The sequence below is a fragment of the Ruminococcus sp. genome, from assembly GCF_019423705.1.
Classification (GTDB): domain Bacteria; phylum Bacillota; class Clostridia; order Oscillospirales; family Ruminococcaceae; genus Hominimerdicola.
Genome location: NZ_JAHZAX010000002.1, coordinates 135,823 through 161,397, shown reverse-complemented (window position 1 = coordinate 161,397; position 25,575 = coordinate 135,823). Strand labels below are relative to the sequence as shown.

Annotated in this window: 23 protein-coding genes and 1 tRNA gene; 19 read left to right on the top strand and 5 right to left on the bottom strand. The window is 45.0% G+C overall.

Annotated features, from left to right (window positions below):
- The first annotated feature begins 97 nt into the window (after window positions 1-97).
- From QZ371_RS02360 to QZ371_RS02340, 5 genes are all read left to right on the top strand, one after another.
- Window positions 98-1,633, top strand: coding sequence for an ABC transporter ATP-binding protein (locus QZ371_RS02360; protein WP_295208614.1), 1,536 nt, complete (start codon window positions 98-100; stop codon window positions 1,631-1,633).
- A complete protein-coding gene (locus QZ371_RS02355) occupies window positions 1,626-2,732 on the top strand; it encodes an ABC transporter permease (protein ID WP_295208611.1) in 1,107 nt (368 codons plus the stop codon). The genes QZ371_RS02360 and QZ371_RS02355 overlap by 8 nt, the downstream gene beginning before the upstream one ends.
- On the top strand, window positions 2,725-3,684 hold the full coding sequence (locus tag QZ371_RS02350) for an ABC transporter permease (protein ID WP_295208606.1): 960 nt from the start codon (window positions 2,725-2,727) through the stop codon (window positions 3,682-3,684). Before QZ371_RS02355 ends, QZ371_RS02350 begins: the two co-directional genes overlap by 8 nt.
- Window positions 3,685-3,797: 113 nt before the next feature.
- A complete protein-coding gene (locus tag QZ371_RS02345; protein WP_295208604.1) occupies window positions 3,798-4,580 on the top strand; it encodes an AraC family transcriptional regulator in 783 nt (260 codons plus the stop codon).
- Window positions 4,581-4,609: 29 nt separating this feature from the next.
- Entirely contained in the window at window positions 4,610-6,145 is a 1,536-nt protein-coding gene (locus QZ371_RS02340) for an alpha-amylase family glycosyl hydrolase (RefSeq protein WP_295208601.1), read from the top strand.
- A gap of 39 nt (window positions 6,146-6,184) precedes the next feature.
- On the opposite strand, the gene QZ371_RS02335 is transcribed toward QZ371_RS02340, so the two are convergent.
- On the bottom strand, window positions 6,185-7,267 hold the full coding sequence (locus QZ371_RS02335; RefSeq protein WP_295208598.1) for an iron-containing alcohol dehydrogenase family protein: 1,083 nt from the start codon (window positions 7,265-7,267) through the stop codon (window positions 6,185-6,187).
- Between the two features lie 166 nt (window positions 7,268-7,433).
- Here QZ371_RS02335 and QZ371_RS02330 point away from each other — a divergent pair, with 166 nt between their 5' ends.
- The 3 genes from QZ371_RS02330 to QZ371_RS02320 all read left to right on the top strand — a co-directional run bounded on the left by QZ371_RS02330 (window position 7,434) and on the right by QZ371_RS02320 (window position 10,065).
- The gene (locus QZ371_RS02330; protein ID WP_295208597.1) at window positions 7,434-8,153 is read left to right on the top strand and encodes a LytTR family DNA-binding domain-containing protein; all 720 of its coding nucleotides are present in this window, start codon (window positions 7,434-7,436) and stop codon (window positions 8,151-8,153) included.
- Between the two features lie 346 nt (window positions 8,154-8,499).
- Window positions 8,500-9,795 (top strand): phosphopyruvate hydratase, encoded by a 1,296-nt coding sequence (gene eno, locus QZ371_RS02325; RefSeq protein ID WP_295209168.1) that lies wholly within the window; start codon window positions 8,500-8,502, stop codon window positions 9,793-9,795.
- A gap of 194 nt (window positions 9,796-9,989) precedes the next feature.
- A tRNA-Lys gene (locus tag QZ371_RS02320) sits at window positions 9,990-10,065 on the top strand.
- Between the two features lie 115 nt (window positions 10,066-10,180).
- Here the strand turns inward: QZ371_RS02320 and QZ371_RS02315 are convergent.
- On the bottom strand, window positions 10,181-10,558 hold the full coding sequence (locus QZ371_RS02315; protein ID WP_295208595.1) for a hypothetical protein: 378 nt from the start codon (window positions 10,556-10,558) through the stop codon (window positions 10,181-10,183).
- A 91-nt stretch (window positions 10,559-10,649) separates the two neighbouring features.
- A complete protein-coding gene (locus QZ371_RS02310; RefSeq protein WP_295208593.1) occupies window positions 10,650-11,759 on the bottom strand; it encodes an SGNH/GDSL hydrolase family protein in 1,110 nt (369 codons plus the stop codon).
- A gap of 216 nt (window positions 11,760-11,975) precedes the next feature.
- Here QZ371_RS02310 and QZ371_RS02305 point away from each other — a divergent pair, with 216 nt between their 5' ends.
- Window positions 11,976-13,166: a DUF815 domain-containing protein gene (locus QZ371_RS02305; protein WP_295208587.1), complete on the top strand. Its 1,191-nt coding sequence runs from the start codon at window positions 11,976-11,978 to the stop codon at window positions 13,164-13,166.
- A gap of 54 nt (window positions 13,167-13,220) precedes the next feature.
- Here QZ371_RS02305 and QZ371_RS02300 read toward each other — a convergent pair whose 3' ends face one another.
- On the bottom strand, window positions 13,221-13,925 hold the full coding sequence (locus tag QZ371_RS02300) for a 2-C-methyl-D-erythritol 4-phosphate cytidylyltransferase (protein WP_295208578.1): 705 nt from the start codon (window positions 13,923-13,925) through the stop codon (window positions 13,221-13,223).
- 63 nt (window positions 13,926-13,988) lie between these two features.
- A complete protein-coding gene (locus tag QZ371_RS02295; protein WP_295208575.1) occupies window positions 13,989-15,134 on the bottom strand; it encodes a ribose-phosphate pyrophosphokinase in 1,146 nt (381 codons plus the stop codon).
- 386 nt (window positions 15,135-15,520) lie between these two features.
- On the opposite strand from QZ371_RS02295, the gene murD reads away from it, so the two are divergent.
- The 10 genes from murD to whiA all read left to right on the top strand — a co-directional run bounded on the left by murD (window position 15,521) and on the right by whiA (window position 25,574).
- Window positions 15,521-16,912 carry a UDP-N-acetylmuramoyl-L-alanine--D-glutamate ligase gene (gene murD / locus QZ371_RS02290; protein ID WP_295208568.1) on the top strand — a complete coding sequence of 464 codons (1,392 nt, stop codon included), beginning with the start codon at window positions 15,521-15,523 and terminating at the stop codon, window positions 16,910-16,912.
- Window positions 16,913-16,944: 32 nt separating this feature from the next.
- On the top strand, window positions 16,945-17,961 hold the full coding sequence (locus QZ371_RS02285) for a M20/M25/M40 family metallo-hydrolase (RefSeq protein ID WP_295208561.1): 1,017 nt from the start codon (window positions 16,945-16,947) through the stop codon (window positions 17,959-17,961).
- 5 nt (window positions 17,962-17,966) lie between these two features.
- Window positions 17,967-18,986 carry a M42 family peptidase gene (locus tag QZ371_RS02280; RefSeq protein ID WP_295208558.1) on the top strand — a complete coding sequence of 340 codons (1,020 nt, stop codon included), beginning with the start codon at window positions 17,967-17,969 and terminating at the stop codon, window positions 18,984-18,986.
- Window positions 18,983-19,759, top strand: coding sequence for a hypothetical protein (locus QZ371_RS02275; protein WP_295208555.1), 777 nt, complete (start codon window positions 18,983-18,985; stop codon window positions 19,757-19,759). The genes QZ371_RS02280 and QZ371_RS02275 overlap by 4 nt, the downstream gene beginning before the upstream one ends.
- Complete coding sequence (locus tag QZ371_RS02270) at window positions 19,752-21,023, top strand: methionine gamma-lyase family protein (protein ID WP_295208546.1); 1,272 nt, start codon at window positions 19,752-19,754, stop codon at window positions 21,021-21,023. Before QZ371_RS02275 ends, QZ371_RS02270 begins: the two co-directional genes overlap by 8 nt.
- Before the next feature lie 20 nt (window positions 21,024-21,043).
- A complete protein-coding gene (gene hprK, locus QZ371_RS02265) occupies window positions 21,044-22,003 on the top strand; it encodes an HPr(Ser) kinase/phosphatase (RefSeq protein WP_295208542.1) in 960 nt (319 codons plus the stop codon).
- A gap of 142 nt (window positions 22,004-22,145) precedes the next feature.
- On the top strand, window positions 22,146-22,463 hold the full coding sequence (locus QZ371_RS02260; protein ID WP_295208530.1) for a hypothetical protein: 318 nt from the start codon (window positions 22,146-22,148) through the stop codon (window positions 22,461-22,463).
- 346 nt (window positions 22,464-22,809) lie between these two features.
- Window positions 22,810-23,724, top strand: coding sequence for a UDP-N-acetylmuramate dehydrogenase (murB, locus tag QZ371_RS02255; RefSeq protein ID WP_295208523.1), 915 nt, complete (start codon window positions 22,810-22,812; stop codon window positions 23,722-23,724).
- Window positions 23,725-23,761: 37 nt separating this feature from the next.
- A complete protein-coding gene (gene rapZ / locus QZ371_RS02250) occupies window positions 23,762-24,619 on the top strand; it encodes an RNase adapter RapZ (protein ID WP_295208511.1) in 858 nt (285 codons plus the stop codon).
- A gap of 13 nt (window positions 24,620-24,632) precedes the next feature.
- Window positions 24,633-25,574: a DNA-binding protein WhiA gene (gene whiA / locus QZ371_RS02245; protein WP_295208508.1), complete on the top strand. Its 942-nt coding sequence runs from the start codon at window positions 24,633-24,635 to the stop codon at window positions 25,572-25,574.
- Window position 25,575 lies beyond the last annotated feature (1 nt).

The window sequence follows — 25,575 nt, the reverse complement described above, 5'->3', positions numbered from 1 at the left end:
CTGTTTTGTTCAGCAATGAGAATACGACAGCGGAAACATTTTTCGGCTGTCGGTTTCTGATTGAAGAAAAAATGAAGTATAAAAAGGAGCTGAACATATGAGTGAAGCAATATCTGCGGATATCGCAGTAAAATGCAGCGGGATAACCAAAGTGTTCGGAAGTGTTGTCGCAAATGATAACATCAATCTCGAAGTAAAATACGGCGAGATACTTGCGCTTCTTGGCGAAAACGGTTCGGGCAAGACCACACTTATGAATATGCTCTCGGGTATCTATCATCCCGATAAGGGCAGCATTTACATCTCGGGCAAGCCTGCGTCAATAAATTCCCCGAAGGACTCTATCGCACTTGGTATTGGTATGATACATCAGCATTTCAAGCTTGTTGAGGTTTTCTCCGCCGCCGATAATATCGTGGCAGGCACAAAGGGCAAGCTCAAAAGCAAGGGTGCTGTCAGAAACGAGATAAAAAAGATATCAGAGCAGCTTGGCCTTGAAGTCGACCCAGACAAAAAGGTCTACAATATGTCCGTCAGCGAAAAGCAGACTGTCGAGATACTTAAAGTCCTTTACAGGGGCGCAAAGATACTTATTCTTGACGAGCCGACGGCCGTTCTTACGCCGCAGGAAACTGACAAGCTGTTCAATATTCTCAGAAAGATGAAAGAGCAGGGCTGTGCTATAATCATTATCACCCACAAGTTGGGCGAGGTTATGGATATCTCCGACCGTGTGACTATCCTCAGAAAAGGACAAAGCGTTGAAACTGTAATCACCGCCGAGAGCAGCGAGCACCAGCTTACTGAGCTTATGGTGGGTAAAGCTGTTGAGCTTGCCATTGACAGACCGGAGCCTGTTGACGTTAAGCCCATACTCAATGTTGTTGATCTGACTGTAAAGAACTCAGCCGGCAGCATTGCACTTGACGATGTTAGCTTTGTTATCAATCGTGGCGAGATACTTGGCGTTGCAGGCATTGCAGGCAGCGGTCAAAAAGAGCTTTGTGAGACTATCGCAGGACTTCAGAAGATCGAAAAGGGCGCCGTGCTTTACAATAAGGAAAATATCATCGGCAAGAACCCAAAAGAGATCATCAATCTCGGTATCAGTATGAGCTTTATCCCGGAGGACAGACTTGGAATGGGTCTTATCGCCTCGGTGGGAATGACTGACAATATGCTGCTGAAAACCTATAAAGAGGGCAAGCTTTGCTTTGTTGACAGAAAGCCTGCAAAGGCGCTTTCAAAAGAGCTTATCGAGCAGCTTGAGATCAAGACACCGTCAACTGAGCTGCCTGTAAGAATGCTTTCGGGTGGTAACGTTCAGAAAGTTCTGCTTGGTCGAGAGATACATAGTCAGCCTGACCTGCTTATCACGGCTTATCCAGTAAGAGGTCTTGACATCAATTCATCGTATATGATCTATTCGCTGCTCAATGAGCAGAAAAAGAAAAATACGGCGGTGCTGTTCATCGGCGAAGATCTTGACGTACTTCTTGAACTTTGCGACAGGATTATGGTGCTTTGTCACGGCAAGATCACAGGTATCTGCGACGCAAAATCGGTGACAAAAGAACAGGTCGGCCGAATGATGACAGGCGCAACAATGGAGGAGGTGCTGGGCAATGGCTAACACAGCAAAAAAAGAACCGCTTCTGCGTATCGCAAAGAGGGCAGAGCGTTCAAATAAGCAGAAGCTTATCATAAGACTGCTTTCGGTTGTGCTTGCGATATGCGCAGGCGGTATCTTCATCCTTATCCTTGGCAAGAATCCGATCTCATATTACGGCAAAATGGTTCGTGGCGCATTTATCGGCAGAAACGCCGCCGACCCGCTTATGCCATTCCGTGAGACAATAAAAATTATGATACCTCTGCTGATATCCTCACTTGGTATCACGCTGGCGTTCAAGATGAAATTTTGGAATATCGGCGCTGAGGGACAGATAATTATGGGCGGCGTGTTCGCTTCATATTTCGCACTTTATCATTATGATCTGCCGCACTATCTGCTGTTTATTCTGATGTTCGTTGCGGCAATGATCGGCGGCGGACTTTACGGCATTATACCGGCATTCTTCAAGGCAAAATTTGACACAAACGAAACGCTGTTGACCCTTATGCTCAACTACATAGCCCTTTACGTTATCGACTGGCTGACAAAGGGTGCTTGGCAAGACCCCGAGTCAAAGGGCTATCCAAAGATCGCAACCTTCGACCTCAATGCTTGGCTAGACTCACTTGGTGGAATACAGATCGGCTGGCTTATCGGACTTATCCTTGTGGTTTTTGTGTTCATTTATCTAAAATTCACAAAGCAGGGCTATGAGATAACGGTAGTTTCTGACAGCCACGCAACTGCAAGATACGCAGGAATGAGCCCTAGCAAGATTATGATAAGAACGATGTTCCTCAGCGGTGCCATCTGCGGTATCGCAGGAATGGTGCAGGCAACAGGAACAGAACACACCCTTTCAACTTCCGTTGCAGGCGGCGTGGGCTTTACGGCGATAATCGTTGCTTGGCTTGCAAACCTTAATCCGTTCGGTATCCTTATCGTGTCATTCCTGTTCTCAGTTCTTGAAAAGGGAAGCACGGTGGTATCTTCCGAATTCTCGCTTTCACCATATTGCTCGCCTGTTTTGCAGGGAATAATTCTGTTCTTTGTTCTGGGCTGCGAGTTCTTTATTAGATATAAATTTGTAAGAAGAGGAGGCAAACAAAATGGATAGATTTGTTTCATTTTTAGCTCACGCAGTTTATATGGGCACGCCTCTGCTTTTCGGTACAGTCGGCGAGATACAGAACGAGAAGTCTGGCCACCTTAACCTTGGCGTTGAGGGCACGATGGCAATGGGCGCTTGCACAGGCTTTATAACAGCGTACAAGACGGGCAGCCTTGCCCTTGCGATAATAATGGCGTTCCTTATGGGCGTGCTTGTGTCGCTGGTATACGCTTTTCTCACAATTACGATGATGGCAAATCAGAACGTAACGGGTCTTACCCTTACCATATTCGGTACAGGTCTTTCAAACTTCATTGGCGAGCAGATGATAACAGCTTCGCCAACAGGTAACCTCAAACTTTCAGACGGCGTTATGAAAGCGCTGAAGGACGTCAAGATACCCCTTCTTGGCGATATCCCGATAATCGGCGATGTTATCTTTAATCAGAACGTGTTCACATATCTCAGTATCGTTATCGCTGTGATAATGTTCATTTACCTGAAAAAGACAAAGGTAGGTCTTAATCTTAGAACTATCGGTGAAAACCCAGCCGTTGCGGACGCTGTTGGTATCAACGTTGTGAAGTATAAGTACATAAACGTGCTTATCGGCGGCGGTATCTGCGGAATCGGCGGTGCGTTCTGTTCAATGGTAATAAACGGCGGTGTTTGGATGGCAAACAGCGTAAACGGCCTCGGCTGGATAGCTGTTGCACTTGTTATCTTCGCTGTTTGGAATCCTGCAAGAGCTATCTACGGCGCATATATCTTTGGTGCGTTTATGGTGCTCAAATATTATTTCCCAAAAAATATCGGCTTTACAGTTCCGGAATCATTTTTCGATATGCTCCCGTATCTTGTAACGGCGCTGGTGCTTATCATCACGTCCGTCAAGAAATCGAGAGGGCGTTCACAGCCTGCTTCCTGCGGCGTGAACTATTTCCGTGAGGAAAGATAGGATATTTATAACAGTCCTGAGCAACAGCTCGGGGCTGTTTTTTGTGTCTATTACGTTGACAGCGTCGGTATTGTGTGGTACAATTATTACAAATAAGTTTGAGGAGAAGCACTATGATCGTTGGAGCTATCGGCTATAATTATCAGCACAAGAAAGACTTTGTTATGGATTGTCCCGAAGGACCCGGAAGCCCTCTTATGCTGCTTATAAAAGAACCGTCAGTTTTTATTGTGGACGGCAAGGAATATTCCGTAAACAAGAACTCATTTGTGTTGCTTTCTCCCCATACGCCTGTAAAGTATTATGCGCAGGGCGATGTGTATACCGACGATTGGCTTTATTTTAACTATGAAAAAGAAGAGCAGCAGAAATTTGGTGAACTTGCCATACCCTCGGACGAGATTATTTATCTTGGCAATATCGACGAGCTTTCACAGCTTATCCGCTCTATCGCATACGAGCACCAATCGCTGAAAGAATTTCACGAGGATATTGAGAAGCACTATCTTGAGATCTTTCTGCTGAAACTCAGCCGACTTATCCGTCACGCCGATTCAGATTCTTGCATTGTCACAGACCGCAACAGCCGCTTTATGCAGTTAAGATCCTCAATATACGCAATGCCCGAGGATATCACCGACGTTGACAGCCTTGCGGAAAATATGGGATTGAGCCGTTCTGGCTTCCAGCATTTGTACAAAAAACTGTTCGGCGTGAACATTATGAGCGATATCATCAACGCCCGAATGGAGCGTGCAAAGCAGCTTCTTATCACCACAAATCTGAGCATTAAAGAGATCGCTGAGCGGTGCGGATATTCCAACGAATACGGCTTTATGAAGCGCTTTAAAATGCAGTTTGGCAAGACGCCGACACAGTATAGAAATATCGTATAAAAATCATAGTTTTATTAGGAGGAATTATTATGACAAAACAGCCCGAATGGCTCGATAACGCAGTATTTTACGAGATCTACCCACAGTCATTTAATGACACCAACGCCGACGGAATCGGCGATATCAAGGGCATTATTGAAAAGCTTGACTATATCCAAGAGCTTGGCTGTACGGCGATATGGATAAATCCTTGCTTTATGTCGCCTTTTGGTGACGCTGGTTATGACGTCGAGGATTATTACACAGTTGCGCCTAGATACGGCACAAATCAGGACCTGGTCGATCTGTTCAATGAAGCACACAAGCGTGGTATGCACGTTATTCTTGACCTTGTGCCGGGTCATACGGCGGTGACACACAAGTGGTTCAAAGAGTCGATGAAAGCTGAGCGCAACGAGTTCACCGACCGTTATGTGTGGACGAATTGCATTTGGGAAGAGCCGCAGGGTATGGGCTGTATTCGTGGCATTTCTGACAGAGACGGCTCTTGCGCTGTAAACTTTTTCTCCCATCAGCCAGCGCTGAATTACGGTTTCTATAAGCCAGACCCGAACAAAAAATGGCAGCAGCCAATGGACGCCGAGGGCCCTAAAGCTACCATTGAAGCACTCAAAGATATTATGCGCTTTTGGCTTTCAGCAGGCTGCGACGGTTTCCGTGTTGATATGGCGGGTTCGCTTGTAAAGAATGATGAGGACAGCAAGGGTACTATCGCACTTTGGCAGAATGTGAGAGAATTTCTTGATGAGGAGTTTCCACACGCCGCAATGGTATCAGAGTGGGGCGAGCCTGACAAGTCCATAATCGGCGGTTTCCATATGGACTTTTTGCTGCACTTCGGCCCTTCTCATTACAACGATCTTTTCAGATGTGAAGAGCCTTATTTCTCAAAGCGTGGCAAGGGCTCGGCAAAGGAATTTGTAGCGGCTTATAAGACAAATTACGGCAAAACAGACGGCAAAGGTCTTATTTGTATCCCATCGGGCAACCACGATATGGACAGGCTTGCGAGAAATCTTGACCAAGATGAAATGAAGATCGCTTTTGCATTCCTGCTTTCAATGCCGGGCGCTCCGTTCATCTATTATGGCGATGAGATCGGTATGCGATATGTTGAGGGGCTGACCTCAGTTGAAGGCGGTTATGGCAGAACAGGTTCACGTTCGCCAATGCAATGGGATAAGAGCCTCAATGCCGGTTTCTCGTCCGCTTCAAAGGAAAAGCTCTATATCCAGCAGGACAGCGCAGCTGATCGTCCCGACGCTGAAAGCCAGTCGCAGGACGAAAACTCTCTGAGAAGCGAGGTAAAGCGCCTTATCAAGTTCAGAATGGCTCACACGGCGCTTCAAAGCAAGGGTGAGATCGAGTTTATCTCTGACGGATATCCCCTCGTTTACAGGCGTAAGGACGACAGCGAAAGCTTTATCGTAGCGATCAACCCGTCCGCTCAGAGCGCAAAGCTTGACGTCAGCGGCGATATCACTTATAAGGTTGGAGGAAATGCTGTTATTGACGGCGGAAAGCTAAAGATCGATGGCTCGACTGCCGTGTTTATCAAGGAATAAAAAACACCTCCGACGGAAATTCTCTGTCGGAGGTGTTTTTTAGCAGTAATCTTCGGTGATCTTTCTAAGCATATTCTCATCAATAGGATAGCAGGCGCTTGCAAGCTTTGTCTTGTTTTTCAGCATATCGGCTATGGAAAGCTCTAAAATATCCTGCGGTATCTCGCAGTCGGCGCAGAGGGTTTCAACAAATCGTTTCAGATCAGAGAAACGCTCAAAGCCAAGCAGTTCAAGTATCCTGTGCTTGTACTCATCGGGTGCATTGTCGATAAATGCCGGCAGAAATACTGCACAGGCTTTTCCGTGCACCATTTTGCATTCATACGTCACACGATAGCTGAGACCGTGGGGCAGGGAAGTTCCTGTTAGACGTATGGAAATGCCTGCCATAACAGAAGCTGCCATAAGTTTGTCAAGTGTGTCGTCGGAAAATTCGCCGTCAAGTAGCGCCTGTTTAACGCCGCCCCATACTGAGAGACCTTTTTCGGCGCTCATATGGCTGTAAGCGTCAGCCTTAACGTGCAGATAACTTTCACAAAGGTGAGCCAAAGCGTCAAGAGCCGTGCTTATGAGGACGGACTTTGGCGCAGTTTTAAGATATTTGCTGTCAACAAGTGCTATATCGGGGAATATCTGATGTGCGATAGACTTCTTTGTGTGATCCTCGTGAAGGGTGAGAACTGATACGCCTGTTACCTCTGAACCTGTTCCGCAAGTGGTCGGAACAGCGGCAACGGGTAGGTGAGGGGCGTTTTTATTTGTTGTGTAAAGAAAGTCTTTATCAAAAACGCCGTTTGCTATAAGCAAAGCAACAGCCTTTGAAGCGTCCAATGGCGAACCTCCGCCAATGCCGATAACAAAGTCTGCTTTTTCCGATATGCCGAAAATTGCGGCGGCGATAACAGTTTCGACGGAAGGATTTTCCTCTATCTTATCAAAAATAGCATAGGCGATTTTGTGTCCGTCAAGAGCGGCTGTTACGTCCTCAAGAGAGCCATTCTTTTTAGATGAACTCTGACCCGTGATGATAAGAGCCTTTGTGCCAAGTGAGCAGAGCTCATCAGCGTGAGCCGAAACACAGTTATGCTCGTGATACATTTTCGTTGGAAGATTAAAAAACATAAGATCACTCATTTCTCTGATTTTCTATGCTTTTAGTATAATACAACCGCAATGATATGTCAATAAGCCTAGAATTGATGTCATAAAATGTAGAATTTTTGTACTAGAAAATTTATTGATTTTATTGCAGATATTTGCTATAATTGTAGTATCGGAGGGATATTAAGTGATTAGAATAGCAATAGTTGACGATATCAATGCCTTTTGTTCACAGCTTGACGGCTATCTGAACCGCTCTGCAAACAGCAAGGGTATAAAGCTTGATGTTTCTACATATTATACTGCGGAACGTTTCTGCGAGGACATGAAGCGTGGCGAAGATTTCGACCTGCTTTTTATGGATATCGAGCTTGGTGATATGAACGGCATTGAAGCGGTGAATTTTCTGCGAAATGAAATGGGCAACGAGCAAATGCGCATTGTGTTTGTGTCGGCAATATCGTCTTATGCCAATGAGCTTTTCAAGCACGATGTTATGAATTTTCTCGTCAAGCCTATCACCTATGAGGCAGTTGACGAGGTGCTGAGCAAGTATATCCGTGTGTATTATAATGACAACAGGGCGTTCACATTCAAGTATATGCGCAAGAAATTCAAGTTCAGCTATGACGATATAATTTATTTTGAGAACGAAAAACGGCTTATGTATCTCCACACAGCTGATAAGGAATACAAGTTTTACAGCACGATGGAGAACCTTGAGAACAATATCAAGGACACACGATTTTGCAGGATACATCAGTCGTTTATCGTAAATCTCGGCTATGTTGAAAGCTTCTGTGCCGACCACGTAGAGCTTAGAAACGGTCTTATCCTGCCTGTCAGCAAGGCGAACAGGGCAAAACTCATCGAGAAGCAGTTTTATCTTGAAATGGGTCAGCGGTAAAAATTTGAATAATAAAGTACATTCGAGCAGGCGGCGTGAATAGTTGCCTGCTTTTTGTTTATGCTATTATCATACAGTTTACTTTATCTAACAGATTGTTGAAATTGTTATCAAGATAAGTATTATAAGAGATCAGTTTTGTGCAGGTATATAAAATAAGTTAGAAACATCTAACCAAGATTGACAGGCCGATATAAATGTGCTAATATTAAATAGGTTAGTATACACTAACTGCGAGAATAAATCATTGCAGACTTCTCTTGATAACAATGAGCGAAATGTTATCTGCCCGAATGGTTGTGCGTTCGGGTCAGTCTGCATAATTATCAAAAAGGAGCTTAATATTATGAACTATCTTGAGATCGTAAAAGTAGTAGGACGTGAAATTCTGGACTCCAGAGGAAATCCAACAGTTGAAGCTGAAGTATATCTTGCAGACGGAACAGTAGGCAGAGGCACAGCTCCAAGCGGCGCTTCCACAGGTGAGTTTGAAGCCCTTGAGCTTCGTGACGGCGACAAGGGCAGATATTGTGGTAAGGGCGTAACAAAGGCTGTAGAGAACATCAACACAGTTATCAACGAAACTATCTGCGGAATGGACGCTTCTGACATTTATGCTATTGATAACGCAATGATCAAGGCTGACGGCACAAAGGATAAGTCAAAGCTTGGCGCAAACGCTATCCTTGCTGTATCTATCGCAAGTGCAAGAGCAGCTTCTATCTCTCTTGATATCCCGCTTTATAGATTCCTTGGCGGCATTTCCGGAAACAGACTTCCAGTTCCAATGATGAACATTCTTAATGGCGGTGCACACGCTGCAAATACAGTTGACGTACAGGAATTTATGATCATGCCAGTTGGCGCACCAAGCTTCAAGGAAGCACTTCGTTGGTGCGCAGAAGTTTTCCACGCACTTGCAGCTCTGCTCAAGTCAAAGGGTCTTGCAACATCTGTCGGTGATGAGGGCGGCTTTGCTCCTGACCTTGCAAGCGATGAAGAGGCTATACAGTATATCCTCGAGGCTGTAAAGAACGCAGGTTATGAACCGGGCAAGGACTTTATGATCGCAATGGACGCTGCTTCAAGCGAATGGAAGGGTTCACAGAAGGGTGAATATGTTCTGCCAAAGGCTGGCACAAAGTTCACATCAGCAGAGCTTATCGAGCATTGGAAGAAGCTTGTTGAGAAGTATCCTATCATCTCTATTGAGGACGCACTTGATGAAGAAGACTGGGAAGGCTGGCAGCTTCTTACTAAGGAGCTTGGCGGCAAGGTACAGCTCGTTGGCGACGATCTCTTCGTAACAAACACAGAGAGACTTGCAAAGGGTATCGAGCTCGGCTGCGGCAACTCTATCCTTATCAAGCTCAATCAGATCGGTTCTGTATCTGAGACACTTGAAGCTATCAAGATGGCTCACAAGGCTGGTTACACAGCAATTTCTTCACACCGTTCGGGTGAAACTGCTGATACAACTATCGCTGACCTTGCTGTTGCACTTAACACTTGCCAGATCAAGACAGGCGCACCAAGCAGAAGCGAGCGTGTTGCAAAGTACAATCAGCTTCTCAGAATTGAAGAAGAGCTTGGCGACAGCGCAGTTTACCCAGGTATCAAGGCTTTTAACGTAACAAGATAATAGGTTGGTTCATACTGTTAACATAATGTGGTCGAGAGCTTTATTTCGGCCGCATTTTTGTTATTTATATCACAAGTTCTCACAGCTATTTTACTATAATATGTGCAGTTTGGAAAAATCGAAAAAATATTTCAAAACCCCTTGACAAACTCATAAAAAATTGGTATAATAATTAAGTCGTTGTGAGACGATATGAGTTATTAGCTCAGTCGGCAGAGCATTTGACTTTTAATCAAAGGGTCCGGGGTTCGAATCCCCGATAGCTCACCAGTTATTCGCCGTGACGGATATTTTCGTCACGGCGTTACTGTTTTTATAACCAGATACGCAAAAAAATCCCCGATAAGCTTTGTGCTCATCGGGGATTTTTTTATGCTGTTAGCTATTACTGATTTATCTTGTTGCCGCAGTTAGGGCAGAACTGATTGCCTGCTGGAACGCTTCCGCCGCAAGTAGGGCAGTATGTAGCGCCGTTGTTCTGTGGCTGAGCCTGTGCAGGAGCAGCTGACTGCACATTGTTGTTTGTCTGCTGTGGAACGGCAGCTGCGTACTTTTTGAAGAGTGCGTAAACTCCGCAAATGATAAGTACGATAAATGCTATCCAGAGCAATACATAAATAAATGTGTAGAAACCGCCGTAAGCTACACTAGCGAATGAAAGGTAGCTTCCGGCGCCATATGTAACAGCAAGACCAAGAATAATTCCTGCGATAGTTACAACAGGCTTGAACACCTTATCGGCAATTTTAAGAAAATCGTTCATAAGTGACCCTCCGTTAATATTATTATATAAATATTATACATTCGTTAAATTACAATGTCAATAGGTTGAATGAGATTTTTCTTAAAATATATTATTTATTTGCGCCGATCACGGATATTACCATAAAATCACTGTCTGCTTTTCCCTCTTTATCCACAATAATGTCAACTGTATGCTCGCCCTTGTTTTCGCTTTCATATATTGTGGTGAGTGCACAGAGATCGCCCCAAGTCTCTTCAAAATTTGCGTCAAGAAGCACTTTGTTCTGTTCATCGCCGTCGATAATTGCATATGCGATCGGTGCAGGCTGGTTTGTAGTGCGCTTCCATTGAAGCATAATTATTCCGCCTGTGACCTTGAATACTATCTTACTGCCTTTGTCGTGAGCTGTCCAGCCATCCTTAAATGGGTTGCTCCATTGGTCAGCCTTATGGGTGTCGGCTGTGAAGCCTTCCATAACAGGGGTACAGTTGTAATTTTGAAAGCGCTGTGCGTCCTGATAGCGGCAGGCTGTGAAAGCATTAGGGAGCTTTGGTTTGTCTGATACGCCAAGCTTTTTGTAATAAGTATACTCAGCGTCAAGCAGATTCATAATAAGGTCAGCTATCATCTTGTGACCAAGGTCGGAGGGGTGAAGCATATCCGCCGTGTAATCGCTGAGATGAACGTTGCCAAGCTGTATTTCGGGATAGATATAATTTCTCACGCTGACTATTGGCAGATCATAAAGCAGTCCGATGTTATTGTGGATTCCCTGTGCGTTAGCACCTGTGTCATAGAAAAGATTGTTGATAAGCACAACAGCCTTGACGCTTTCGTGCTTTAAAAGCTTTCTTATAAGGCTTTCGTATGTCTCTTGAAACAGGGGAGTATTATCGTCATTGACCGAGAACTCAACGAACACAAGGTCGGGGTCACGGCTGAGGACGTGATCGTCTGCTCTTGCGCAGCCGAATTGTGACGTTGTTGCGCCGATACCAGCGTTGAAGAACTCCACCTCTGCGTCAGGGAAGTTGTTCGTCCACCACTTTGCAGAGCGGTTCGCATAGCGAAGCTCCTCCTTTGTGGCATTGCAACCCATTGTGATAGAGCCGCCGAGGTAAACGATATTCAGCTTGTTTTCCTTTTCGATCTTCTCAAAAACTCTTGACATATAGCCCATATTGCCGATGTTGATTATTGATCTGTTTTTATCTGTCATATTTATGCTCCTTTATATTCAGATTTCAAATTTATCATATGATAATTATATCACTTTTTCTCATCAAAGTAAATCATATGAACAGCTTTTTGTTTTGTTTTAAGCAACAAAAAGTCGGTGTCGATTTTGTTAAAATCGTGCAAAATTTATGTTGACTATCAAGGCAAATTGATATATAATAAAACTTAAACCAAAATAAAGAAAGGCGTGTTTATAATGCACGATTTTAAGACACTTCAAAAGCAGGCGCATACACTTGTTATATTCAAAAGTCTGCACAATGTTCCCGTATTCAAAAAGCTTCTTGAAGCTATCGATGCTTGTGAGGGCGACAGCGCAGTCGCTATCGAAAAGTATTCAGATTTTGTGGCTGAACTCTTTGCTTATTCTGACAACCTCACACAATATATTCTGAAGCTTGTGCTTGAAAACGAAAATCTTTTTATGCTCAAAAAAGGCGAAGGCAAGGAAACAGGCGCTTTGCTTGATGAATGCCTCGCTAATGAGCTTGCTATAATCGAAGAGCTTTCGCAGATACCTTGTGAAGAGATAATCGACAAGATAGACTATGACGGCTTCCTGCCTAGATATGCCGTTGAAAAGCTTGACTTCTCGCAGATATATGCCGATAGAATACACGCTATCAACCAGTATGGTTATGGTATCTACTCGCAGTATCACGTTTTTGTTATCAAGGACGGCAAGATAGTTCCTGTTGAGTATCCGGACGATATCAAGATATCTGATCTGCACAATTACGAAAGAGAGAGACAGGAAGTTATCAATAACACTCTTGCGCTCCTCAAGGGCAAGCCTGCAAACAATGTTTTGCTTTATGGCGACTGCGGTACAGGTAAATCATCAACAGTCAAGGCTATCGCAAACGAGTACGCCTGCAAGGGTCTGAGACTTATCGAGCTCAAGAAAAAGCAGCTCCACGAAATTCCAGCTATCGTTGAAACTATCAGCAAGAACCCGCTCAAGTTCATCATTTTTATTGACGATCTTTCATTCACAGAGGACGATGACGATTTTGCAGCTCTCAAGGCTATCCTCGAGGGAAGTGTTTCATCAACTGCGGACAACCTCTGCATTTACGCAACGTCCAACAGACGTCACCTTGTTCGTGAAACATTCTCCTCCCGTGAGGGCGATGAGATCCACTTTAAGGACACGATGCAGGAGCTTCTTTCACTTTCGGACAGATTTGGTCTTACTGTTACATATCAGAAGCCTGACAAGAAAATTTATCTTGACGTCGTTGAAAAGCTTGCAAAACAGTATGAGCTTAAAACACCAATGGACGAGGTCCTTCAGAAAGCGGAAGCTTACGCCCTTTCAAGAGCAGGACGTTCGCCTCGTGTTGCAAAGCAGTTTGTAGAATATATGAAGGGTTGCGAGGACTAAGTTCCAAGCAAAAAAAGACGGTTCTGAACCATTCAGAGCCGTCTTTTTCTATTATCATCTTATTTCCTTTGCAACAGCGTTGGCAAGCACAAGGTCATTGTCAGTCGTTATCTTGAAATTGAGCACATCGCCTTTGACGATGTGGATATCCTTACCGCAGGCCGTGAACACCGAACAGGTGTCCGTCAGCGCCGATTTTTGGTTATCGTCAAGGCTGTCATAATTCTGTCTCAGCTCGCAAAGCTTGAATGTCTGCGGCGTTTGCGCTTGATAAAGCTCGCTTCTGTTGAGCACCCCATCAACTGTTTCACCTTGGGACTTCACAATAGTGTCAACAGCCGGAAGATACGTTCCGCAAGCGCTGTGCTCCATTGCCGCTGAGATATTGTCTCTTATAATCTGCTTAGACACGAAAGGACGCACGGCATCGTGGGTGAGGATAATGTCCTCATAACGCTTTCCAAAATCGTCTGTCAGCGCTTGTGCAATATTCATAACAGTACCATTCCTGTCTGCGCCGCCGTCTATGACTTTTACACGCTTTGCGTCAATATCGAACTTGACGAGCAGCTCGTCCATATAGTCGTGCCAGTCGGACTTTATGCCGATATAAACGGCGTCGATCTCACGGACTTTTAAAAAGCTTTTCAACGTTCTGATTATAATCGGCACGCCGCCGATATCGATAAACTGTTTTGGTATCTGTGCGCAGGTCATTCGTGAGCCGCAGCCCCCTGCAACTATTCCCGCAAAGATCATTCTATTTACCACCTTATATGAAGAGATCGGGGCGAGCAGCCGTCCCGATCTTTGTATTTTGATTTACTTGATGCCGTACTTCTTGAGAAGCGCTTCGATCTTTGTGTGTGGGTCGATGACCTGTGAGATCGACTTGTCATGATTGAGGGAAGCGATGAAGTATGCGATGTACTTAGCGCAGTCAACTTCATAGAACCAAGGGCTTGAAAGCAGCTCAGGTGTTCTGTATGTGAGGTTTGTGCCGAATACGCCGTCGATTATGCCGTCAGCATAAGCCTTGTTGAATGACTCAAGACCATTCGTGAAGATAGGATAAGTAGCATAGCAGTAGATCTTGTTAGCGTTGCGCTTCTTGAGCTCAACTGCGATGTCGAGCATCGACTCGCCGGAAGAAATGATATCGTCGGCAATGAAAACGTCCTTGCCTGCAACGTCGTTACCCATATACTCGTGAGCCACGATAGGATTTCTGCCGTTGATGATAGTTGAGTAATCTCTTCTCTTATAGAACATACCGAGGTTTACGCCGAGAACGGAAGCATAGTACATATTTCTGTTTATAGCGCCCTCGTCAGGTGAGATTATCATAAAGTGATCCTTGTCAGGTCTGAAATCGTCAAGGTTCTTGAACATTGCCTTGAGCACCTGATAAGAAGGGATAATGTTGTCAACGCCCATAAGCGGAACAGCGTTCTGTACTCTTGGATCGTGTGCGTCAAATGTAAGGATATTTGAAACGCCCATTGCCTGAAGCTCCTGAAGAGCAACTGCACAGTCAAGAGACTCTCTGTAATTTCTTCTGTGCTGTCTGCCGCCGTAAAGTGAAGGCATAATGATGTTTATTCTGTGAGCCTTACCGCCTGCTGCCTGAATGATCCTCTTAAGATCCTGATAGTGATCGTCAGGTGACATACAATTCTCTCTGCCGAAATAATTATATGTGCAGCTGTAATTACCAACGTCGCAGAGAATGAACAGATCGTCGCCTCTGATAGAAGACTTGATAAGACCCTTGCCGTCGCCGGAAGAAAATCTAGGACAAACGGCTTCTACAAGGAAACTGTCCTTTACAAACTCATTTTCGTTAGCCCACTTTGTAAGAAAACCGTCAACCTTTTTGCCAAGCTCGCTGGCGCCTGCCATAGCAATAAGACCAAGAGGTGCTACTCTTGAGTCATTGTCGAACAATACATTGTCAGCATTACCCATTTTATTCTTATCCTCCAATACTTATACTCAATATTGATCTTTGAAACACACGCACAAACGCACAATACGCCCAAAGATCATAACGTAACAATATGTATATATTATACTGTAAAAAATCTTATTTTACAATAGTTTTTCCTCAAATAATAAATTTTTCTCACTTTTCACAAAAATATCATCTTAACAAGTACACATTTAGACACAAAAATCAAGTAAACGTTATCTAACCGAAGCTGAAACTAACTTTCACAAGGCTTTTGTGGCTGACCGCAAAAAAACTCTTGCGTTTTCATACAAAATGTTATATAATAAAATAGAATAGGTGCGTGCGCTTTTAAAATATGGGTAAGTGCGCATTTAACAAACATCATAAAGGAGTTAACGTTATGACAAAAGCACAAAGATATTTTATGGAAATAAAAGATAAAAGAGTTGCGTTCATCGGCACAGGCGTAAGCCACCTTGAGCTTATAAAGCTTTTCCTCTCAAAGGGGATCAAGTGCGTTGTGTGCGATAAGAAAACTGAGGATGAATTTGACGAGCTTATCTATGAGGAACTTTCCGCAAAGGGCTGCGAGTTCTCACTTGGCGAGCATTACCTCGATACTATATTCAACTGCGATATAGTTTTCAGAACGCCGGGTATGTACTATAACGACGAGACTATCACAAGAGCAAGAAAAGAGGGCGTGACGATCACTTCCGAAATGGAGACTTTTTTTGACCTTTGCCCTTGCAAGATATACGGCGTAACTGGTTCAGATGGAAAGACTACCACGACCACACTTATCAGCGAAATGCTCAAGGCTGAGGGCAAGCGTGTCCACATCGGTGGAAACATCGGCAAGGCTCTGCTTCCTATCGTTGAAACAATGTCCGACAGCGACGTTGCAGTCGTTGAGCTTTCAAGCTTCCAGCTTATCTCAATGAGACAGTCGCCAAATGTTGCGGCTATCACAAATATCACGCCAAATCACCTCAACGTTCACGGAACGATGGAGGAATACATCGGCGCAAAGGCTAATCTTATCGCACATCAGAACGGCTATTCGAGAACTGTTCTCAATGAAGATAACGAAGAGACTATCAAGCTTTCAGACCTTGTAAGAGGCAAGCTCGTTACGTTCTCTCTCAAGCACCCTGTAAAGACGGGAACATATCTAAATGACGACGGTATGCTTTGCTATACAGAAAAGGGCAGAACTACCGAGATAGTTCACAAGGACGATATCAGGATTCCTGGTATCCACAACGTTGCGAACTATCTCACAGCTATCGCAGCTGTTTGGGGCGAGGTGTCGATCCAGAGCATTGTTCAAGTGGCAAAGAACTTTGGCGGCGTTGAGCACAGAATTGAATTTATCAGAGAGATCGACGGTGTTAAGTGGTATAACGACTCTATCGCCACAAGCCCTACAAGAGTTATCGCAGGACTTAATTCATTCAATCAGAAGCTTATCGTTATCGCAGGCGGTTATGATAAGAAGATACCTTTCGAGCCACTTGCTGAGCCTGTAAATAAGAATGTCAAGATACTCATTCTTATGGGCGCAACTGCTGACAAGATCGAAAAGGCTGTTACTGAAAGCCCACTCTATCCGGAAAGCGGTCTCAAGATCGTAAGAGTAAAGACTCTTGAAGAGGCTGTTCTCACAGCACAGAAAATGGCTGAGGAGGGCGACGTTGTAACGCTGTCGCCTGCTTGCGCAAGCTTTGACCTCTACCCGAACTTTGAAGCAAGAGGCAGACATTTCAAGGCGCTTGTCAACGATCTTTAATACTAAAACTAAGCTGTAAAGCAGGGATAATAATGGATATAAAAGATATTTTAGCACAACTTGTTTCAGTTTCCGGCGTTTCGGGTGCTGAAAATGAGGCTGCTCAAAAGGCTGCTGAGCTTGCAGGCGAATATGGCGAAGTCCGAATTGACGAGGGCAGCCACAATGTTTTTGTGAAAAGAACAGGCTTTGACGACAGCAAGCCAACAGTATTGCTTGACGCACATATCGACGAGATCGGTATGATAGTCACCTACATCACCGACGACGGTTTTCTTAAAGTATCGGGCTGTGGCGGACTTGACAACAGAGTGCTTCTTGCTCAGCAAGTAACAGTTTGCGGCAAGAAAAAGCTCACAGGCTTTGTAACTTCCACGCCGCCTCATCTTGAGAAAGACAGCTCAAAAGCTCCCGATATCGGCGAAATTTATATAGATATCGGCTTCACATCAAAAGCAGAAGCCGCTGAGTATGTTTCACTTGGCGACAGGGTGCTTATTGAAAACCAGCTTGCGGAGCTTATAAACGGCAGGGTGACGTCAAAAGCCATTGACGACCGTGCAGGCTGTGCCGCTGTTCTTAGAACTCTTGAATTGCTCAAGGGCAAAGAGCTTGGCTGCAATGTTGCGGCAGTGTTCTCTTCACAAGAAGAAGTCGGCGAGCGTGGCGCAAAGACTGCGGCGTTCGATATTGACCCCGATATGGCGATGATAGTTGACGTTTCCTTTGCGAAAACTCATTCGGAAAGTGATGAGGATTGCGGCATTATTGGCAAAGGCCCTATGATCGGCATTGCGCCGTCGCTTTCAAGTAAAATGTCTGATGAGCTTATAAAGATCGCCGAAGAGACAGCTATATCATATCAGATAGAGGTAATGAGCGGCAGGACGGGTACAAACGCTGACGCTATCGGCTTGACAAAGGGCGGCGTTGCGGCGGTGACTGTTTCTATTCCCGAAAAGCATATGCACACCCCTGTGGAGATAGTTGACATTGCTGATATCGAAAATACTGCGAAGCTTATGGCTGAGTATTTGGAAAGAGTCTGATGAATATGATAAATGAACTTAAAGAGCTTTGCCTGCTAGACGGCATTTCGGGGGACGAAGGCGCTGTCAGAGAATATATTATCTCGCAGATAGGCGATAAGGCTGAGGTGACAGTCGATAACCTTGGCAATGTTATCGCATTCTGCAAGGGCAAGAAAACTCCTAGAAATAAAGTAATGGTGTCGGCGCATATGGACGAAGTCGGTATGATCGTCACTTATATCAATGCAGACGGCACGTTGAAAATATCCCCCGTTGGTGGCATTGACCCGAGGGTAGTTTTCGGCAAGCGTGTGTGCGTTGGAAATAACAATGTAACAGGCGTTGTGGGCGGCGTGGCTGTTCACAATCTGTCGGCAGACGAGCGCAAGCAGTCCGTGCCTTTTGACAAAATGACAGTAGATATCGGCGCAGACAGCAGGGAAGAAGCGCAGAATCTTGTCCGCCTTGGCGACAGCGTGAGATTTGTTTCACCGTTCTGTGAATTCGGCAAAGGCTTTGTTAAATGCAAGGCTATCGATGACCGTGCAGGCTGTGCGATAATGCTGCGGCTGATAAAAGAGGGCGTTGAATATGACACCTACTTCACATTTGTGGTGCAGGAAGAGATTGGGCTGAGAGGTTCGACCTGTGCGGCGTATACAGTTGCGCCGGACTATGCCTTTGTGCTTGAGTCAACAACGGCGGCGGATATCCCGTCGGCTTCGGGCGATAAGCGTGTTTGTGAACTTGGCAAAGGTCCTGTTGTGTCCTTTATGGACAGACACACGATATATGACAAAGAAATGTACGATCTCGCTTTTGATACTGCGAAGATGAATAATATCCCCTGTCAGACCAAAACAATGGTGGCAGGCGGAAACGACGCAGGTGCGATACACGTTTCAAGGGGCGGCGTAAGAATAACAGCTGTCTCGCTGCCTTGCAGATATCTGCATTCGCCTTGCTGCGTAATAAATAAAAGCGATTTTGAAAACGCTTATGTTCTTACAAAACTGCTTTTGGATAGGACTTATAACAAATGATCTATGAAACGAAAGAGATAAGCTCGGAGCTTCTGAGCGGTCTCAAACCCAATAATTATACACGGCGTATAAAATCCCACTTTGCGGCATACGGAACAGGATATGATTTTCTGCGCTTTTTTGCCGCTGAGGATAACGGCGAAAAGGTCGGCATAATATCGCTGTTCAATTCATCGATGATGATATCCACTTTCAAGGACAAGAAATTCAGCGATAAGCTGCTTTCTGAGCTTGCAGGGTTTATCTGTATGAACAAGCCTGCGGCGGTGGAGTTTGAGGTGGAATATTCAAAAAAGCTTGCCCAGCTCACCTTTGACGAATACAAGGGCGATAAGCGGACGGAGTTCAGCTTTGTGGCAAAGAATGATCTTCCGCCACTTGATGTTGACGAACTCCCAAAGCTTGATGATGTTTTCAAGATACTTGCGACTTGTTTTCCGAGTATCAAAAATTCATATGAGCTTTGGCTGACGGATACGTCACACAGAGTAAGGCGTGGACTGTCGCAATCGTTCCTGCTGGGAGATTACACCACCGCAACGATACAGTATATAATCGATGGCGTCGCCCTTGTGGGACACGTTGGCACTATACCCGAAGAGCGTGGCAAATTCCACGCTAGACAGCTTTTATATTGGATAGGTGAAAAACTCACGCAGGACGGCTTTCAGGTAAGGCTCTTTGCAAGACCTCACCGTGTAAGCTATTATGAAGAGATCGGCTTTAAAGCCTGCGGAATAGATTTGGTATTGGAGAGAAAAGATAATGAGTGAATGTATTTTTGATATAGATGAAAAGCTTTTGGCGCTTGCTGACAAGGCTGAAAGCGAATGCGGCGAAATGTTCGCAAAGATAGACAGCATTGCAGAGTATAACGGACAGAAGGTGCTAAAAGCCTTTATCGACAACAGGGTCAGCGAGGGCTGCCTTAAAGGCACCACGGGCTATGGCTACGGTGATATGGGCAGAGATACTATCGACAAGGTGTTTGCACAGACTCTCGGCGGTGAGGACGCACTTGTGCGCCACACTTTTGTAAACGGCACGCACGCTCTTTCGACAGCGCTGTTCGGCGTTCTGAGAAGTGGCGACATAATGCTTGCCTGCACGGGAAAGCCTTATGATACTCTTGAAGAGATAATCGGTATCAGAGGTGAAAATGGCAATGGTTCACTTATTGACTTTGGCGTTAATTATGAGCAGGTCGATCTTGTTGACGAAATGTACCCCGATTATGAAGCAATTGAAAAGAAAGCTGTCGGCGCAAAGATAGCGTATATCCAGCGTTCAAGAGGTTATTCGCTGAGACCATCGCTGACTGTTGAGATAATCGGAAAGATCGCTGAGACGGCAAAGAAAGCTAATCCGAACATTATCGTTATGGTGGATAACTGCTATGGCGAGTTCGTTGAAAGACAAGAGCCTCTGAGCGTTGGCGCTGATATCATCATCGGTTCACTTATCAAAAACCCGGGCGGCGGAATAGCTTCCACAGGCGGATATATCTGCGGCAGAGCTGACCTTGTTGAAAAGTGCGCTGATAGGCTCACCTGCGTTGGAATGGGCAAGGAAGTTGGCTGTTCTCTCGGTCAAAACAGAGAAATGCTTCTCGGCTTCTTTATGGCGCCGCAGGTGGTGGCTTCGGCTCTCAAGACTTCCGTATTTGCCTGCCGTTTCTTTGAAAAGCTTGGCTATAAGACATTGCCGGAAAGCGGCGAGACAAGAACTGATATCATCGCTTCCATACTTCTTGAAAATGAAGAGAAGCTTGTAGCTTTCTGTCAAGGAATACAAAAAGGCTCGCCTGTTGACAGCTATGTTACGCCTGAAGCTTGGGATATGCCGGGTTATGACAGCAAGGTCATTATGGCGGCCGGAGCGTTCACGATGGGCGCTTCTATCGAGCTTTCAGCGGACGCACCTATAAGACCGCCGTTCGCTGCCTGGTTGCAGGGCGGAATAACCTATCCAACAGGCAAGACAGGCGTAATGCTTGCGGCACAGGAAATGTATAATAAAGGACTTATAAAGTTATAATTAGAAAGGACTGATCGTAAATGGCAGAGATATTCAGCGTTACTATCGAGGAGATAATCAAGCAGCTCAATATGGAGATAATCTACGCCCCTGAGAACATAAGCAGCCTTGTTGTTACGGAAAACGACTGTAACAGACCTGGTCTCCAGCTTATGGGCTTTTATGAGTATTTCAACGCAGAGCGTGTACAGATATGCGGAAATATGGAATTTGCGTATCTTGCATCACTTGATGAGAAAACAAGATATGAAAGGATAGACGCACTCTTTGCAACAAAGATACCTCTGTTCATTGTTGCAAGAGGTCACGAACTTTATCCGGAAATGGTGGAAATAGCCAAGAAATACGGCGTGCCTATCGCAAGAACGCAGGACAGCACAACGGCTTTCATCGCCGCACTTATCGGCTATCTGAACGTTGAGCTTGCGCCTAGGATCACACGTCACGGCGTACTTATCGAAGTGTACGGCGAGGGTATCCTTATCGTTGGCGAAAGCGGCGTCGGTAAGAGCGAGACGGCTATCGAGCTTGTAAAGAGAGGTCACAGACTTGTTGCAGACGATGCAGTTGAGATAAGAAAGACTTCAAACAGAACTCTTGTCGGTTCATCACCTGATAATATCCGTCACTTCCTTGAATTGAGAGGTATCGGTATCATCAATACAAGAAGGCTGTTCGGTATGGGTGCTGTTAAGGTCAGCGAAAAGATCGACCTTATCGTTGAGCTTGAGCCTTGGGACAGCACAAAGATATACGATAGAATGGGCGTTGACAATGAGTACACCACCATTCTCGGCATAAAGATACCAAGCCTTACGATTCCAATCAAGCCGGGCAGAAACCTTGCTGTTATCCTTGAAGTTGCAGCTATGAACAACCGTCAGAAGAAGATGGGTTATAACGCTGCGGCTGAACTTTTGCAGAACCTTGGTCTGCAAATGGACAAAAAGGACAAGGTAAAGAACTGGGATAATTTCTAAAATAGCAACATTTCAATAGGAGATAGATAATTTATGCGCTTACAGGCAGATATGCACACACATCATTGCGTCAACACACGCTTATTCGACGATACTTGAAAACTGCACCTCTGCGGAAAAATACGAGCTCAAAGGCAATGCAATGACAAGCCGTGCAATGAATATGCCAGATTCACCGCACTTATGTTACTTTGTCAATCTTTGCGTTCTGCCGAGAAAAATAAGCGGCGTAACAGTTCTTCGAGAAATAGAAGCAAATGTTATCGGCGATAACGGCGAGCTTGACGTTGACGAGCGGCTGTTAAAATCGCTGGAATGGATAGTGGCTTCAATGCATAGAGATTGTTATAAGCCCTCTACTGCCGAAAATCATACAAACAGCTATCTGAAATTGGCGCAGAACCCCCTATGTAGATGTTATCGGTCATTGCACAACTTCTCCTTTCCCCTTCGATTATGAAAAGGGCGTAAAGGCGTTCAAAGAGTACGGCAAACTTGTTGAGATAAACGAGAGCTCTATTCTCAGCACAAGGTCGCTTGCAAAGAACGCCGTAGAGCTTTTAAAGCTTTGCAAAAGATATGAAGTACCCGTTGTTTTCGATTCGGACTGTCATTATTGCGAGCTTATTGGTCAGGCGCCGATCTTGATAAAATGGCGGAAGAGCTTGATTTTCCCGAGAAGCTTGTTATGAATACCGATTGGGAGAAAATAAGAGAGTATGTTCTTGTAAAAAGACCGAATCTTGATATTAATATATTGAAACTAGATCAAAGAAAGGAGCGCCCTTCGGGGCACATATAAACATATGAATACACAAAAGCTGCTTGACAAAGCCTCTGAGCTGGAATGTCGAGTTATGTATGACGAGCCATTGTCATCACACACAACGTTCCGCACAGGCGGAAAATGCACAGCAATGGTGGATATCAGTTCTGAGGAAAGCCTTGCACAGCTTATAAGCCTTGCGAACGAGCTTTCTGTCAGATATATCGTAATAGGAAACGGTTCAAATCTGCTCTTTGACGACAAGGGCTTCGACGGCGTGGTTTTCCTTATGGGCTCGTCAATCGACGAGATCAAAATGATAGATGAAACGACTATCTATGCGCAGGCAGGCTGCAGCCTTATAAAGCTTTGCCGCTTTGCACTTGAGCATAACCTCACAGGTCTTGAATTTGCCTATGGAATACCCGGAACTGTTGGCGGTGCGATCTATATGAACGCCGGCGCTTATGACGGCGAGATAAGGGACGTTATAAAATCCTGCACGGCTGTCAGCACAGACGGAACTGTACATACTGTCAGCGTGTCAAATCTTGGGCTTGGTTATCGCACTAGCTGTTTTCAGCGCAATGACGAGGTTATATCCTCGGGACTGTTCTGTCTTGAAACAGGTGTGTATGACGATATCCAAGACAAAATGGTGGAACTTATGGGCAGGCGCAGAAGCAAGCAGCCGCTTGAATTTCCAAGTGCAGGCTCAACATTCAAACGTCCCGAGGGACAATTTGCAGGCAAGCTTATACAAGATTGCGGTCTTAGAGGATACACAGTCGGGGGAGCACAGGTGTCTGAAAAGCATTGCGGTTTTGTCGTAAATAAGGGCGGCGCAACAACGGAGGATATCCTGTCAGTTATTCGTCACGTTCAAAATACGGTAAAAGAGCAAACAGGCTATATGCTCGAATGTGAAGTTAAGATAATACCATACAGCGAATAATCTCAGCAATTAGTGTGAAGGAAAGGAATGAAGATCAATGCAGTTTGTTATCATCACGGGAATGTCGGGTTCGGGAAAATCAAGCGCCGTAAACGTTATGGAGGATATCGGCTATTATTGTATAGATAATATGCCGCCGGAACTTATCCCGAAATTTGCCAACATTTGCAGCCAGTCGGACGGAAAGATAGAAAAGGTCGCATTTGTTGTGGATATCCGTGGCGGCGATCTGTTTTTAAAGCTCCAAGATACTATCAAACAGCTCCAAGCTGAGGGCGTGAGCCTAAAGATCCTTTTCCTTGACAGCACAGACGACGTTATCGTCAGACGATACAAAGAAACAAGAAGAAAGCACCCACTCGATGAAGTTTCATACGGCAATATCAGAAAGGCTATCGAGACAGAGCGTGAAATGCTCCGTCCGATAAAGGCGCAGGCTGATTATTATGTTGACACTTCCGGAACTTCAACAGCACAGTTCAAAGAAAGACTTTATTCCATATTTCTTGAAAATGATGAGTTTATGCACATTGACGTGCAGTCTTTCGGCTTCAAGTTCGGTGCAATGAGCGAGGGCGATCTTGTGTTTGACGTAAGGTGTCTGCCTAACCCATTCTATATCCCTGAGCTTAAAAACAAGACGGGACTTGATAAGGAAGTTTACGACTATGTGCTGAGCTTTGAGCAGGCGCAGACCCTTCTTGCAAAGCTTATCGACCTTATCGACTATCTTATCCCACTTTATGAAAAAGAGGGCAAGTCGCAGCTGGTAATAGCTTTCGGCTGTACAGGTGGCAAGCACAGAAGCGTTACATTTGCCGAAGCTCTTTCAAAACACTTGAGAGAGCAGGGTCACACTATACGAATTACTCACAGAGATATAAACAATCAGTAAGGCGGTTTGAATTTTGGAGGACGTATCTTTTTCCTATCGTGTAAAAAAAGAGATAATAGACAAAATAAATTCCAAGCCGAAAGCGGACGTTTGCATAATGGGAATGCTCACATATTGCAACGTTCTTTCGGACGAGGAGATATCATTTCTTACGGAAAACAGGGCAGTCGTTGACTTTTTCCACCTTAATATCGGCAGGATATCTGAAAACAAAGAAGCCGTTAGGGTGACGGAGCAGAAAAAGCGCAATGGCGTTGTGCTATATGCTCTCGATATACCCGAGCGTGATGACAGGATAGCGGTGCTGGATCATTTCAGAATGGACGCAAGCCGCCGTCTTGAGAAAGAGGACTTACCAAAGGAGAAGTTTTATCCGCAGCTTGTGGCAGGGATATTTCTCGCCTGCGGTTCGGTGAACAATCCCGAGAAAAAGTATCATATGGAATTTGTTATGCCGACACTTGACCTTTGCAACGATTTCGGTATGCTGCTTATCGACAATTACGATATAACGCCAAAGCACGTTGAGCGAAAAAATGCGCAGATCGTTTACATAAAGGAGTCGGAAAATATCATTGATATGCTGACCCTTATGGGTGCGTCTATGTGCTCGCTGGAGCTTATGAACGTGAAGATGATGAAAGATATGCGCAACAAGATAAACCGTGCGGTGAATTGCGACAACGCAAACATAGAAAAATCGCTGAAAGCCGCTGAAAAGCAAATAAGAGATATCGAGCTTATCGACGAGACTATCGGACTATATTCGCTGCCCGAGAATTTGCAGGAGATAGCCGAGCTGAGATACAATAACCCCGACTTTAATCTTAAAGACTTGGGCGCAGCTATCGACCCGCCAATATCTCGATCGGGAGCTAACCACAGGCTTCAAAAGCTTGCGGAGATAGCGGATAAAATTCGTGAAGAAAAAGGACTTAATATCAACGAGGAATAAA